The 14,103-nt window shown below is 62.5% G+C and carries 10 protein-coding genes and 1 riboswitch; of the genes, 2 read left to right on the forward strand and 8 right to left on the reverse strand.

Annotated elements, in window-relative coordinates:
- Positions 1 to 40: 40 nt before the first annotated feature.
- Genes cobO through cobU form a run of 4 tightly spaced genes read right to left on the reverse strand, consistent with a single transcriptional unit; the run spans position 41 to position 6,354 of the window.
- Positions 41 to 673, reverse strand: a complete 633-nt coding sequence (gene cobO, locus AC1DF8_RS01795) for a cob(I)yrinic acid a,c-diamide adenosyltransferase (protein WP_112969338.1) — start codon at positions 671 to 673, stop codon at positions 41 to 43.
- The gene (gene cobN, locus AC1DF8_RS01800) at positions 670 to 4,782 is read right to left on the reverse strand and encodes a cobaltochelatase subunit CobN (protein WP_477994827.1); all 4,113 of its coding nucleotides are present in this window, start codon (positions 4,780 to 4,782) and stop codon (positions 670 to 672) included. The genes cobO and cobN overlap by 4 nt, the downstream gene beginning before the upstream one ends.
- 11 nt (positions 4,783 to 4,793) lie before the next feature.
- The gene (cobW, locus tag AC1DF8_RS01805; RefSeq protein ID WP_113147406.1) at positions 4,794 to 5,840 is read right to left on the reverse strand and encodes a cobalamin biosynthesis protein CobW; all 1,047 of its coding nucleotides are present in this window, start codon (positions 5,838 to 5,840) and stop codon (positions 4,794 to 4,796) included.
- A 4-nt stretch (positions 5,841 to 5,844) separates the two neighbouring features.
- On the reverse strand, positions 5,845 to 6,354 hold the full coding sequence (gene cobU / locus AC1DF8_RS01810; RefSeq protein WP_477994828.1) for a bifunctional adenosylcobinamide kinase/adenosylcobinamide-phosphate guanylyltransferase: 510 nt from the start codon (positions 6,352 to 6,354) through the stop codon (positions 5,845 to 5,847).
- A gap of 328 nt (positions 6,355 to 6,682) precedes the next feature.
- Positions 6,683 to 7,073, reverse strand: a riboswitch (cobalamin riboswitch).
- Between the two features lie 207 nt (positions 7,074 to 7,280).
- Between cobU and AC1DF8_RS01815 the strand changes: the two genes are divergently transcribed.
- On the forward strand, positions 7,281 to 9,071 hold the full coding sequence (locus tag AC1DF8_RS01815; RefSeq protein WP_112546951.1) for a chloride channel protein: 1,791 nt from the start codon (positions 7,281 to 7,283) through the stop codon (positions 9,069 to 9,071).
- Here AC1DF8_RS01815 and AC1DF8_RS01820 read toward each other — a convergent pair.
- Together AC1DF8_RS01820 and AC1DF8_RS01825 are read right to left on the reverse strand one after the other, a co-directional pair.
- Positions 9,057 to 10,316 (reverse strand): adenylate/guanylate cyclase domain-containing protein, encoded by a 1,260-nt coding sequence (locus AC1DF8_RS01820; protein ID WP_477995059.1) that lies wholly within the window; start codon positions 10,314 to 10,316, stop codon positions 9,057 to 9,059. The genes AC1DF8_RS01815 and AC1DF8_RS01820 overlap by 15 nt on opposite strands.
- Positions 10,317 to 10,394: 78 nt before the next feature.
- Positions 10,395 to 10,691: a DUF1330 domain-containing protein gene (locus tag AC1DF8_RS01825; RefSeq protein WP_477994829.1), complete on the reverse strand. Its 297-nt coding sequence runs from the start codon at positions 10,689 to 10,691 to the stop codon at positions 10,395 to 10,397.
- 107 nt (positions 10,692 to 10,798) lie between these two features.
- Between AC1DF8_RS01825 and AC1DF8_RS01830 the strand changes: the two genes are divergently transcribed.
- Complete coding sequence (locus AC1DF8_RS01830) at positions 10,799 to 11,287, forward strand: MarR family winged helix-turn-helix transcriptional regulator (protein ID WP_477994830.1); 489 nt, start codon at positions 10,799 to 10,801, stop codon at positions 11,285 to 11,287.
- A gap of 27 nt (positions 11,288 to 11,314) precedes the next feature.
- On the opposite strand, the gene AC1DF8_RS01835 is transcribed toward AC1DF8_RS01830, so the two are convergent.
- Together AC1DF8_RS01835 and AC1DF8_RS01840 are read right to left on the reverse strand one after the other, a co-directional pair.
- Entirely contained in the window at positions 11,315 to 12,085 is a 771-nt protein-coding gene (locus AC1DF8_RS01835) for an SDR family oxidoreductase (RefSeq protein WP_477994831.1), read from the reverse strand.
- Positions 12,086 to 12,218: 133 nt separating this feature from the next.
- Positions 12,219 to 13,673: a cobyric acid synthase gene (locus AC1DF8_RS01840; protein ID WP_477994832.1), complete on the reverse strand. Its 1,455-nt coding sequence runs from the start codon at positions 13,671 to 13,673 to the stop codon at positions 12,219 to 12,221.
- Positions 13,674 to 14,103 lie beyond the last annotated feature (430 nt).

Consider the following 14,103-nt stretch of genomic DNA (forward strand, 5'->3'; position numbering starts at 1 on the left):
TTCCGGACGCAAAACCGCGGACATATTTGCTGGAAATGCTTTAGAATTCGACGCCCGGCTGCCCCTTGATGCCGGAGCGGAACGGATGCTTGACGAGCTCCATCTCGGTCACCAGATCGGCAATCTCGATCAGTTCGTCCTTGGCATTGCGCCCCGTCAGCACGACATGCGTCATGTAAGGCTTCTCGTTCTTCAGGAATTCGACGACTTCGTTGATATCGAGATAGTCGTAGCGCAGTGCGATATTGATCTCGTCGAGCAGCACCATGGAATTGCGCTCGTCGCGGATCAGCTCCTTGGCCTTTTCCCAGGCAGCCCCTGCCGCCGCCACATCCCGCGCCCGGTCCTGCGTCTCCCAGGTAAAGCCTTCACCCATCGTGTGGAACTGGCAGAGATCGGAGAAATGCTTTTCGATCAGATCCCGCTCGCCCGTCCACATCGCACCCTTGATGAACTGCACCACGGCCGACGGCTTGCCGTGGGCGATATGGCGGAAGATCATGCCGAAGGCGGAAGACGACTTGCCCTTGCCCTTGCCGGTATGGACGATAATGAGGCCCTTCTCATCCGTCTTGGTCGCCATGATCTTGTCACGCGCGGCCTTCTTCTTCGCCATCTTCTCGTTGTGACGGGCATCGTCCTTTTCGGCTGGTACGACTGGCTCTTCGCTCATGATTGGCTGCCTGCTTTTTTCTTGGTTTCGTTGATGTCTGTAAGATCGAATTGCGCCGAGTTGCTGCGCGGCGTCCAGAGCCTGCGCTCGATCGCCTCCAGCAGCCGATCCTTCATTTCGGAGAGCGCCGCCGGGTTCTTCTCCTCCATGAAATCGCGCACTTTGGGATCAGCGACGAAAGCCTGATAGACCGCCTCGAAATGATGGTTGCCGACAGCCCCCGTCGTCGCCGCAAAGGCAAAGAGATAATCGACCGTCGCAGCAATCTCGAAAGCACCCTTGTAGCCATGGCGCATCACGCCCTCGATCCATTTCGGATTGACGACGCGCCCGCGCACCACCCGCCCGATCTCCTCTTCGAGCGAACGGATCACAGGCTTTTCCGGCCGTGAATGATCGTTGTGATAGATCGCCGGCCGCACTCCGCCCAACGTCTCGGCCGCCGCCGCCATGCCGCCTTCGAACTGGTAGTAATCATCGCTGTCGAGCAGGTCGTGCTCGCGATTGTCCTGGTTCTGGACAACAGCCTGGATGGAGCGCAGCCGCTCCTCGAAGACGCCGCGCTCGGCCTTGCCTTCTTCACCCGCACCATAGGCATAGCTGCCCCAGACGAGATAGGCTTCGGCAAGATCAGCCCGCCGCTCCCAGCCCTTCTCGTCGATCAGCGCCTGCAGCCCGGCGCCATACGCACCCGGCTTGGAGCCAAAAATGCGATACCCCGCCCGCTTCGCCGCCGCCTTCTCGTCGAGCCCGGCAGCGATCAGCCGCACCGCCTCGCCGCGCATGCGCCCAGCTATCGGATTGTCGGCCGCGTCCTCGTCGAGTGCGCCGACAGCGCGGATCGCCTTGTCGAAGAGCGCGATCTGCTCGGGAAAGGCATCGCGGAAGAAACCGGAGATCCGCAACGTCACATCCACCCGCGGCCGCCGCAGCATGGCTGGCGGAGTGATCTCGTAGCCGGTGACGCGCCGCGACGCCATGTCCCAGACCGGCTTCACGCCGATCAGCGCCAGCGCCTGGGCGATATCGTCGCCGCCGGTGCGCATATTGGACGTGCCCCAGGCCGTCAGCCCGAAGGAGACGGGCCATTCGCCGTGATCCTGCACGTAGCGGCGGATGAGCAATTCGGCGGATTTCTTGCCGAGTTCGTAGGCGGCGGGTGTCGGCACCGCGCGGCTGTCCACGGAGTAGAAATTCCGCCCGGTCGGCAACACGTCAGGCCGCCCGCGCGTCGGTGCACCGGATGGACCGGGCGGGACGAAACGACCGTCGAGGCCGCGCAGCAGACTGGTGATTTCGGCCGGACCGCAGGCGAGAATGGAAGGCTTGAGGCGAGCTTCGATTTCGTCAAGCACCCGTCTGGTTTGGGACCAGAGGGTTGAGCAAGCGAGTTCGCCGGAGACGAGCTTGGCTGCGAGCAGCTCGATCCGCTCGACGGTGTCGCCGTTCGTGCGCCAGGGGGCATCAGTGATTTCTGCTAGGATTGCCGGGCGTGAGCCGACCCAAGTGCCGGCCATGTCACAATCAAGTGGATCGAAGGAACGCTGAAGCACGCGACTCCCCTTCTCCCCAGCGGGGAGAAGGTGGCCCGACGGGTCGGATGAGGGGGCCATAGGCTCGGCCTCGCCTTCGCCCAGCCGCTCGCTCCTCACGTCGTTTGCCCCCTCATCTGCCCTGACAGACATCTTCTCCCCGCTGGGGAGAAGGGGGAATGTCAACACATCCCCCGCAATCGCCCGCTGCAGGCTCGGATCCCCGCCCTCACCCAGCCCACGCGGCACCCGCGCCAGCGCCACGGTGAGATCCGTCAGCAGCCGGCCCTCGGGCGACACGCCAAACACATGTAACCCGTCGCGGATCTGCATTTCCTTGAGATCGCACAAATAGGCATCGAGCTTCTTCAAAGCCTCGCCTTCGCTCTCACCCTTTGCAATCCCCGCGTCCCGATCCAGCCCGATATCGGCAACAAGCTCGAGGATCTGCCGCGACAGCAGCCGGATACGCCGGGGATCGACGCCCGAGGCCTCGTAATATTCATCGACCAGCGTCTCCAGATCCTTGAGCGGCCCGTAGCTTTCGGCCCGCGTCAGCGGCGGCGTCAGATGATCGATGATGACGGCGGCCGTGCGGCGCTTCGCCTGAGTGCCCTCGCCGGGATCGTTGACGATGAATGGATAGAGATGTGGCAGCGGCCCGAGGATCGCTTCGGGATAACAGACCTCCGACAGCGCCAGCGCCTTGCCCGGCAGCCATTCCAGATTGCCGTGCTTGCCCATGTGGATCACCGCATCGGCGCCGAACTCTTCGCGCAAGAAGGCATAGAAGGCGAGATAGCCGTGCGGCGGCACGAGATCGGGCGAGTGATAGCTTTCCTTCGGATCGATATTGTAGCCGCGTGCAGGCTGGATGCCGACGAGCAGCCCGCCGAAACGCGCAAAGGGGAGCGCAAAAGCACCCTCGCGCATATAGGGATCGGCCTCCGGATCGCCCCATCGCGCGTTGACTTCATCCTGAATCTGATTGGGAAGAGAGGCGAAGAAATCCTTGTATCGACTCAAGGAAAGCCGCTCGCGCACAACCTTGCCGTCGAAACCGGAATTGGTCGGCCCGGCCATCAGATGCCGCATGAGCGCATCGCCATCATCAGGAATATCGGCGAGCGGATAACCGGCCTTCGCCATCGCCCGCATCACCTCGATCGTCCCGGCGGGCGTATCGAGCCCGACGCCATTGCCGAGCCGTCCGTCCCGGTTCGGATAGTTCGCCATGACCAGCGCGACACGCCGCTCCGAAACCGGCCGCTGCCGCAGCCGCGCCCAGTTAGCGGCAAGGGCCGCGACATAGGCCATACGTCCGGCATCCGGCTCGCTGGAAACGATATTGGCCTCGACCGCGGCATCGTAGCGAGCGGCAGCCTTGAAGGAGACGGCGCGCGAAAGCACGCGGCCATCCACCTCCGGCAGCGCGACGTTCATGCCGAGATCGCGGGCCGACAAGCCTTGCGATGAGGCGGCCCAGGCCTCCCGCGACGAGGCGGAAAAGATCGCCTGCAGCACGATCGCGTCGTTGGCCTCCAGCACCGTCGGCTCGCGATCGGCGCCGGGTGCGGAGACGGCAAAGCCTGTCGTGTTGATGACCACGTCGGGTTGGAGATCGGCGAAGATGGCTTCGAGGATGCCCTTGGAAACCGGGTCCTTGAGGCTGTAGGCAAAGACCGGCAATGGGCGAAGACCCTGCGCCTGCAGGGTTTCGATCAGTGCCTCGACAGGGCGGGTTTCGCCGCTGTGCACGAGTGCGCGGTAGAAGGCGATGGCAACGACGGGTGCTGCCTGTCCCTTCTCCCCAGCGGGGGTCCGGAGGACAGGTCGAGACCCGTGGCTCGACCCCGGTCGGTGGCCCGAAGGGTCGGATGAGGGGGCCACCCCACAAACCTCGAAATCGTGCTCCTGTTGCTCGCTCTCTCCGTCGCTCGCCCCTCTCATCTGCCCTGCCGGGCATCTTCTCCCCGCTGGGGAGAAGACAGAACCGGTGAGCTTCCGCCACTCCTCGACCCCAACAAGTCCCCGCCCCGGCCACCAGATCCCGGCCTTCATCAACGGCACAGCCGGCGCCGGCTTCTCCTCTCCCGAGAGCATCGCCGCCGCATAGGCCAGAAAGCCCCGCGCATTGGCATCGCCACCCTCGATCAGATAGGCCCAGAGCGCATTCAGATCCTCCAGAACCACATTGGAAAACGGCGTCAGCCCGGCATCCGGCTTGGAATCCCCCGGCAGCACCGCAATCAGCGCACCGCTGCGCGCCGCGACCGCATGCAGCGCCTCCAGCGCATAGTGGAAATAGCTCGCCCCGCCGAGCGCCCGCACGATGATCAGCTTCGCATGCCGCGCCGTCCGCTCCACATAGGCATCGACCGACATCGGGTGCTTCAGGCTCATCAGGCTCGCAAGCCTCAGCGAATAGCCTCCTTCTCCGCCGCTATGGGCCGCGGCAATCGCCGCAAGCTCGGTATCGGCAGCGGACAGGAACAGGATATCGCCCGGCGACTGGCCGAGGTCGATCGCCTCGTCCCCGTCGCTGATCGTCCCCTGTTGAGCGAGAAGCAGATGCATTCGTTATGTCCTCAGACGAGCGCTTCGATCGCCTTGCGCACTGCGTCCTGATCCATCTCGTGCAGACCGATGACGACGAGACGCGTATTGCGGGCCTCACCCGGCGCCCAGGCACGGTCGAAATACTGGTCGATGCGGGCACCCACGGCCTGTAGCTGCAGGCGCATCGGCTTGCCGGAGACATCGATGAAGCCCTTCAGGCGCAGCACGTCATGCTCGGCGATGATGCCCTTCAGCTTCTCGACGAAACCTGCCGTATCCGAGACAGCCCCGAGTTCGACGACGAAACTGTCGAATTCGTCATGGTCGTGCGGCTCGCCATCCTCATGCTCCAGCTCGTGATGGGACTTGCGGTTGACGATATCGTCTTCCGTGCCGATGCCGAGGCCGAGCAGCACGCTTGCCGGCACCTCGCCGTTCTTCGCTTCGATCATGACAGGCTTGCGGGCAATGCGCGAGGCAACTTCGCTCTTCACGCGGCCAAGCCCGTCCGCGTCGATCAGATCGGTCTTGTTGAGCACGATCAGGTCGGCGCAGGTCAGCTGATCCTCGAACAGTTCCTCGATCGGGCTTTCATGATCCAGCGATTCATCCTCGACACGGCGCGCATCGACGGCATCGTGGTCATCGGCAAAACGACCGGCAGCAACGGCCGCACTATCGACCACGGTGATGACGCCATCGACGGTGACTTCGCTGCGGATGTCTGGCCAGTTGAAGGCGGCGACAAGCGGCTGCGGCAGGGCAAGGCCCGAGGTTTCGATGACGATATGGTCAGGGCGCTGCTCGCGCTCCAGAAGCTTGGTCATGGTCGGAATGAAATCGTCGGCAACGGTGCAGCAGATGCAGCCATTGGTGAGCTCGATGATGTCGTCCTCGGTGCAGTTTTCCGCACCGCAGCCCTTCAGCACGTCGCCATCGACGCCGAGATCGCCGAACTCGTTGATGATCAGCGCGATCTTCTTGCCGCCGGCATTGGTGAGCAGGTTGCGGATCATCGTCGTCTTGCCGGCGCCGAGAAAGCCGGTGATGACGGTTGCGGGGATTTTCTGCTGCATGGAACTAACCCTTCATTTTCAGCGGCAGACCCGCTGCGATAAAATAAACATCCGCGGCCGAAGCCGCGATCATCTGGTGCAGCCGGCCTGCATAGTCGCGAAATTCCCGCGCCATGCGGTTCTCGGGCACGATGCCGAGGCCGACTTCATTGGAAACGATGACGAGCCGCGCCTTAGCATGAGGCAGAAAGCCAGCAAGGGTGGCAGACTGGGCGGCGATATCGCGCCCCTCCATCATCAGATTGGTGAGCCACAGCGTCAGACAATCGACGAGGATGGCCCTGCCCTCCGCGTCGATGGCGGTCAGGCGCTCGGTGAGATCGAGCGGTTCCTCATGCGTCGTCCAGGAGGGGCCGCGATCGGCCCTGTGCTGGTCGATGCGCGCCTGCATCTCGTCGTCCCAGGCGCGGCCGGTGGCGATGTAATGGCGCTCGATACCGCTCGTGGCAATAAGATTTTCGGCGAAGCGGGATTTGCCGGAGCGAGCGCCGCCGAGGATGAAGGTGGTGGTCATGACAGCACCGTCCGTTGAGGATGGGCGCGGCCTTCGCCACACCCCTCATTCCTGTGCTTGTCACAGGAATCCAGCCTGCCCAAGTCCTTGGGCAGGAGAGACTCATTCCGCGATAACATTGATTCATTCACGGCGCAGACGCGCCGTGGCTGGTTTCCTGTGACAAGCACAGGAATCAGGGAAGAGAAAACGGCCTGCGCCAGAAGCTCATCACAGAGGGGCGGCGGAACACCGCGCCCATATCGCACCACCAGAGGCAGCGCTGAATAACATCCTTCAGCCAAGACAACCTCCGTGCTGGCAGCGGGCAAAGCGCCCAAATTGGGCATTATGCCCGGCACGGATAGCAGGTCTCCTGGCTCGCAGTTATCGGCCGCGACAGGGGCGACCGCTCGGTCGCCCCTTATCGTGCCAGCGGATCTACCTCGCCTTCCCGGCTGCATCTCGTGAAAAGGCGGACGATTCGTAGAATTAGAGGCGTCCTGCCCCGGCTGATCACGATGCATTTCCAGTGGCTTTTCCGGCACTTGTCCGCCTTGCCCGCTTGCAGAATGCAAGACCGTCGGCGCCGCAATCCAAATGCCGGATGGAAGACCCTGACTGCTCTACAGTCGCGGGGTCGGCTGTGATGAAGGCGCCCGGCTTGGGTCCGCCCCGTCACATTCCCTTTTAATCCGGAAGGCGTTTGCCGATCCGGAACCATCCATTATGTGGATTCATGGTTAGGCGCGTGCAACTCCCATGTCAATTGCCGCGCAACGCCCCGCTCATGTTCATCTCGACTTACACTACCGATATTATCGTCTTTAATCAAAGGCTTACGTCACAAAAACTTTACGGCCCGGTCGGTTTTTTGCCGCAATTGCCGCTCATGCGGATGCCGGCTCCGCCCTTGACCCCTATTCTTGCCGCCTAATTTCCCCATGATGCTCTCCCGAATGCACATTCGCCGCCTCGGCCCTCTAGGCACCGCCTTCGATCCGGGGCGCCTGCGCGCGCTTATTCGCCACAGCGAAATGGGCATGGTCTTTGCCGGCGCGCTTGTCGGCATCGTATCGGGGCTTGCGGTCTCAGCCATGAGCTATGTCTCGGAAGAGATGCACAGCCTGATCTTCGGCATAGACGGCACGACGAGGCTCAGCGCCTCGCAGATCGACAGCAAGTTTTTGCTGATGTCGGCCCCGGTAGCCGGCGGCATGCTTCTCGGGCTCTTGCTCTTCATTCTCGCCAAATGGCGCAAGAAGCCGATGGTCGACCCGATCGAGGCCAATGCGCTGCATGGCGGTCGCCTGTCGCTGACGGACAGCATCCTTGTCGCGATCCAGAATCTCGTTTCCAATGGCTTCGGCGCATCCGTCGGCCTGGAAGCCGGTTATACGCAGCTTGCGGCCGGCATCGCCTCGAAATTCGGCCTGAAGCTGCAGCTGCGCCGCGCGGACCTGCGTGTGCTCGTCGGCTGCGGCGCAGCCGGCGCCATCGCCGCCGCCTTCAATGCGCCGCTGACCGGCGCCTTCTACGCCTTCGAGCTGATCATCGGCACCTACACCATTATGTCGCTGACACCTGTCGTCGTCTCGGCGCTTGTCGCAACTCTTGTTGCGCGCCTTCTTGCCGGCAGCGATTTCATCATCGATGTCGGCAGTTTCGGCGCTGTACAGCCGGCAGACTACGTGCCGGCCATCGCGCTCGGCGCCTTCTGCGCCGGCGTCGGCATCCTCATCATGCAGGGCGTCTCCTTCGTAGAGGAATTGGCGCGCAAGAGCGCCATCGCACTGCCTTTCCGCCCGGCGCTCGGCGGCATCGTCGTCGGCCTGCTGGCGCTGGTATCGCCACAGGTGCTGGCCGCCGGCCACGGCGCGCTGCATCTGAACCTCTCCCACGAGATCACGATCCCCGCGCTGATCGGTCTTTTCCTTCTGAAGTCGGTGGCATCCGCCGTCTCCATCGGCTCCGGCTTCAGGGGCGGCCTGTTCTTCGCCTCGCTTTTCATGGGCGCGCTGCTCGGCAAGCTCTTTGCCTATTCCGCCCCCTATTTCGCCGATGCGACGCTGACGCCCGTGATCTATGCCGTGGTCGGTATGAGCTCGCTCGCCGTCGCCGTCATCGGCGGGCCGCTGACCATGACCTTCCTGGCGCTGGAGATCACCGGCGACTTTCCAATCACCGCACTGGTGCTCGCAGCCGTCATCACCTCCTCGCTCGTCGTGCGCACGACCTTCGGCTACTCCTTCGCCACATGGCGCTTTCACTTGCGCGGCGAAAGCATCCGCAGCGCCCATGATGTCGGCTGGATCCGCAATCTCACCGTCGACAAGCTGATGCGTTCAGACGTAAAGACCGCAAAACTCGGGATAACGCTGGACGCGTTCAAGGAGGCCTTCCCCATCGGCTCGACGCAGCGTGTCATCCTCGTCGATGAGGGCGACAAATATGCCGGCCTCGTGCTCGTGCCGGAAATCTACGCAAACCCCACCAGCGCGCAGGACGAAGCCCAGAATCTCGGCGATTTCATCCGCTATAAAAACGATTTCCTGCAGCCGCAGATGAATGCCAAACAGGCGGCCGCGATCTTTGACAAGACGGAAAGCGAAGCGCTCGCCGTCGTCAACAACCTCATCGAGCGCAAGGTGATCGGCCAGCTCAGCGAAAGCCACACGCTGCGCCGCTACAGCGAAGAACTCGACCGCCGGCGCCGCGAGGTGTCAGGCGAGATCTGAGGCTTTTGCCGCCGATTTTCGAGCCGATGCCACAATCGGATCCGCGAGCTTGAACACGTCGGCCTTCCTCGAAACGCCGCGCAACTCGAACGATCCCAGGCGTTCGCAGGCGACACCGCAGGCAGCCGCGAAGCTTTCCGACATCAGAAGCGACTGGCCGAGTTCGCCGCAGAGTTTCTCGATCCGCGAGGCCTCGTTGACGGCCCTGCCGATCACGGTGAAGTCGAGCCTGCCGCGGGCGCCGATATTTCCGTAAAACACTTCTCCGAGATGCAGGACGACGTCGACGCCGATGTCGGGGCCACCCCTGCCTGCCCGCTCTCGGTTCAGCGCCTCGTTGGCCTTCAGCATGTTCCGGGCCGAGGCGAGTGCTGCGCGGCAAGCCTGTTCGGGATCATCCCCCTCTTCGCTGCCGGTCGGAAAGATCGCTAGCACGCTGTCGCCCATGAACTTGAGGATCTCCCCGGAATTTTCCTCGACATGCCTGCCGATCAGCTCGAAATGCGCATCCAGAAACCCGGCGATTTCGCCCGGCTCATAGACGTCGGTCAATGCCGTGAAATTTCTGAGATCGGCCAGCAGGACCGCAGCATTGATGGATCCGCCCTTGCCTCTCTGAGCCTCGCCCGCAAGGATGCGTGCGCTTGTCCTGGCGCCTGTGTAGACAGCCAGAATATCGGCAGCGGTTTTCGATGCGGCCATGCGGTAGCAGGCGAGCCCCAGAGCCGGAATAAGCTCTGCGACGGTCGTCAGCTGCTCGTCGGAAAATCCACCCGATGCGTCGCTGGTCAGCGCCAGGCTGAAGCCGCGCAACGCGACCTCCTTCGGAAACTCGAAAATGCTGACCACGTGATCGGTCGCTCCGGCAAGGGCGAATTCCTTGAGCCGCGGGTACTCCAGACCCTCTCCCTTGGCTAAATTCCAGCGCCCCGCTCTCTCACCGCGGCTCAGCAGATGAAATGTCGGCGTTTTCTCGAAGTTGCGCTCGTCCACGCCGCCATGCTCGGAGTTTTCGAGGGTCGTTACCCCGCCTCGCACGAAATTGGCGGAGATGCCGCGGTACATCGGATGAAGAGATGGCATCATGATACTGGCCCGCCAGATCGGAAACCCACCAGCGACCAGCCGGTCGCACAGGCCTCCAACGAGGTCGCCAATATTGTCGCTCGCGATTCCCTGCTCTATAAGCCACTGAATATGATCGTTAATTTCGGAATCTCCAGATGGTTGAAACCGTTCTATGATCGGGAAATCCGGCGAATGGGCGGCAAGGCCGGACCGTGCCGCCACAAAATCCGGCAATCGTCGCGCCAGCCGGGTTTCCTAGCCATCGCGCCCGGCGACGACAACCGCCGGGCAGGCACGGAGAGAGTGATACCTGGCATCATCAATCGCCTGCTTCACCTCGTCATGCCATTCACGGGCGACCGAGGCAGTGCGGAATTCGATGATGATCAGCCTGTTCATCTGCCGGTCTCCCTGAACCGGATGGACCGCGCCGCCACAGGATCGCACATTGCCTCCATGGAACGTCACGTCGGGCGATATGCATGCGAGATAATCATCGATCGTCTGATCTTCGATATCGGGATGGATTTCGAGAATGAAATAAGCGCTCATCGATCGCTGCCTCCGACAAGGACCGGGCAGCCATGCGAGAGTATCGACATGACGCCGACAGTTCCTTAGAATATCGAAACAATTATTAGTTCGGAGATCTAAACGTTTTGCCGCAAAAGTCAACCGGCCGCCTCGCGCGCTACATCCCGACGGTCCAGCTGTTTTCAGCCAGGCTCGTGCTGTTCCATCAGAAGATGGCCGAGAAAGTTGGTCTGACCGGCACCGAATTCAAGTGTTTCCGGCTGCTGGAGCAGCTCGGTCCGCTGTCGATGACGGCCCTGTCGCGCGAGGTCGGGTTGAAGGTCGGAACGGTCAGCGGATTGATCGACAAGCTGGAGGCCACCGGTTTCGTCGTCAGGCAGCGTGATGAGACGGACAAGCGCCGCCTTGTCCTGGTTGCCTGTCCCGAGGCCTCGGCACGCGCCAGCTCGCTCTACGAGGAGCATGGCGAGGCGATGGCCGCACTGCTGGAGACATACAGCGAGGCCGAGTTCAATCTGCTGCTGACCTTCCTCACCGATATCGGCAATGTCCTCGCCCGGACCTCGTCAACAGCACCGGAAGAACCGCTTCCCGAGCGCACCTCCGCACCTTGAGGAGCGGCGGGAAACGCCGGTTTCCGCTTACATCCTGACAGTCATGCCGCCGTCCACGGTCAGCACATGGCCATTGACGAAGGAGGCGGCACTGCTCGCAAGAAACAGCGCGGCACCAGCGATCTCATCCGGGCGGCCCCAGCGCTGGACCGGGATGCGCTGGCGCACGAAGGGCATCAACTCCTCGTTCGCAGCCATCGCCGCGTTCGTCTCGGTGGCGAACCAGCCGGGTGCAATCGCGTTGCTGGTGATGCCGTATGGGCCGAACTCGACCGCCATGCCGCGCATCAGGCCGGTCAGGCCCTGCTTGGCCGCCGGATAGACGCAGTCGCCGGGCATGACGACATGGCCGCTGATCGAGGTGACCGCGATTAGGCGGCCATGATTATGCCGCTTCATCAGCGTGGCGGCATCCCGCGAGAGCGTCATCGCGGCCGCCAGATCGGTGCGCAACAGCTCGATAATGGCATCGTCATCGAATTCGGCCAGCGGCCGCCTGTCGCGGGCGCCGACATTGTTGATCAGAATATCGAGACGGCCATGGATCTTTTCGATGTCGGCCATCAGCGCACGCTGCGCCTCCCGGTCGACGATGTCGAAGGYGGCAGCCTGCGCCGTGCCGCCGCTACTGCGGATCGTCCCTACGGCATCTTCAAGCGTCGTCGCCGTACGCCCGGTGACGATGACATGCGCACCGGCCTCGGCAAGTGCGCGCGCCATCTCGAATCCGAGGCCACGGCCGCCGCCGGTTACGAGCGCCACCTGGCCCGTCAGGGAAAATCTATCCAGTATGGTCATGGTTTTCATTGCTCTCGACCGGATGTATCGGAACAATTAATGGACTCAGTCAACTAATTTGGCAATAGCAAACGATGCCCTGATTGCGTCTGCCCGCTCGGCAGGTCCGTGAGGCAGGCAAGCGACATCCGGCCTAGCCGAACAGACCGGCAAGCCAGCGCGGGTCGAGATACTGTTCCAGGCCGCCTGCGACCTCGTCGAGCGCCCGGTCGACGTTTTCGCGGTAGTTGCTCGCTTCGCCTGACAGGCCAAAGCTTTGAAGCAGCCGGGCGCGGTAGACATCACTGCTGAAGAGGCCGTGCAGATAGGTGCCCATGATGCGGCCGTCTGGCGAAAGCGCTCCGTCGGGTGCGCCGTCGACGATAGCAGAGGGCCTGACGCAATCCGRCCCGCGGGTAATGCCGAGATGGATCTGGTAGCCGGCAAGCGGCGCGTCGTATTCGGTCGAGCGGGCGGTGCTGTTGCGCACGGTCTTCTCCGGCGCCATCTCGGTCTCGACATCGAGAAGCGAAAGCCCCTGCGTCTCGGCCGTCCCGCCTTCGATGCCGAGCGGATCATGCACCTTGCGGCCAAGCATCTGGTAACCGCCGCAGATGCCGATCACCCGGCCGCCGCGCCTGACATGCGCCAGGAGATCGCGATCCCAGCCGGCCGCACGCAGGTCCGCGAGATCCGATATCGTCGATTTCGAACCGGGAAGGATGACGAGCGCGGCATCGTGGGGCAGCCGCTCACCGGACCTGATGAAGACGAGTTCGACATCGGCCTCTGTCCGCAGCGGATCGAGATCGTCGAAATTGGCAATGCGCGGCAGCACCGGCACGGCAACCTTCAGCGCGCCCTGCCTGCCCCGCGCCAGCCGTTCGAGCACGACCGAATCCTCTGCCGGCAGGCGTGTGGCACCCGGCAGCCACGGCACGACGCCGAAGCACGGCCAGCCGGTGAAACCTTCGATGGCCCGGATACCGTCGTCGAACAGCGAGACATCGCCGCGGAACTTGTTGATGATGTAACCCGAAATCATGCCGCGATCCTCTTCGCTGAGGATCGCATGCGTGCCGACGAGCGAGGCGATGACGCCGCCGCGATCGATATCTCCAACGAGGACGACAGGGACGTTCGCCCGTGTCGCAAAGCCCATATTGGCGATATCGCCTGCCCTCAGGTTGATTTCGGCCGGTGAGCCCGCCCCCTCGACGATCACGAGGTCAGCCCCCTCGGACACCTTGGCGAAACTCTCCAGAACCGACGAAAGCAGCTGCGGCTTCAGCCGCTGGTAGTCGCGCCCCTTTGCCTGGCCGAATACCCTGCCCTGCACGATGATCTGGCTGCCGTTTTCCGATTGCGGCTTCAGAAGCACCGGGTTCATATGCACGGATGACGGTACCCTCGCCGCGAGCGACTGCAGCCATTGCGCCCGGCCGATCTCGCCGCCGTCGTCGGAAACCGCGGCATTGTTCGACATATTTTGCGGTTTGAACGGTCGCACCTTCAGACCGCGATTGGCAGCCAGCCGGCAAAGCCCCGCCACCAGCACTGTCTTGCCGACATCGGAGCCGGTTCCCTGCAGCATGATGGCTCTGGTCATTGGTGCCTGTCCGTGAAGCGTTTCCGGCAGGCCTACAATGCGCGCAGACGTCAGGTCAACAGACGGTTGAAAAGCCGACAAAGGCCCAGAAATGCGAAAACCGCGATCGGGCCATGGACCCTACGCGGTTTGCCATAAAACGCTGACGCCATCATCATTACGCAATGAAGCTCGCTTTTTCCGGGACGCACTACCTGATCCGGAAAAGCAGCGGTTGTCCCCCGCCGCGTCACAACAGATAACGGCACATCCTTACCGGATGGTTATTGAAGACGGCTCTTGGAGGGAATTTTGACTTTTTTTGAACTTTTTCGAATTTTTCGATTTTTGGGAACCGCTTTCAGCCCTCTCCGCGGCCCCGCAAGCCTGCTGATCGACCTCAAATTTCCCGCTTTCGCGATTGGCCGCATRAGTTCTTCGGATTCAATTA

The sequence above is a fragment of the Rhizobium sp. 05N49 genome (assembly GCF_056396805.1).

Coding starts and splice junctions, on each gene's coding strand:
- cobU (WP_477994828.1), bottom strand. CDS start 6,354: ATGACCACCACCTTCATCCTCGGCGGCGCTCGCTCCGGCAAATCCCGC.
- cobN (WP_477994827.1), bottom strand. CDS start 4,782: ATGCATCTGCTTCTCGCTCAACAGGGGACGATCAGCGACGGGGACGAG.
- AC1DF8_RS01825 (WP_477994829.1), bottom strand. CDS start 10,691: ATGAGCGCTTATTTCATTCTCGAAATCCATCCCGATATCGAAGATCAG.
- cobO (WP_112969338.1), bottom strand. CDS start 673: ATGAGCGAAGAGCCAGTCGTACCAGCCGAAAAGGACGATGCCCGTCAC.
- cobW (WP_113147406.1), bottom strand. CDS start 5,840: ATGCAGCAGAAAATCCCCGCAACCGTCATCACCGGCTTTCTCGGCGCC.
- AC1DF8_RS01815 (WP_112546951.1), top strand. CDS start 7,281: ATGCTCTCCCGAATGCACATTCGCCGCCTCGGCCCTCTAGGCACCGCC.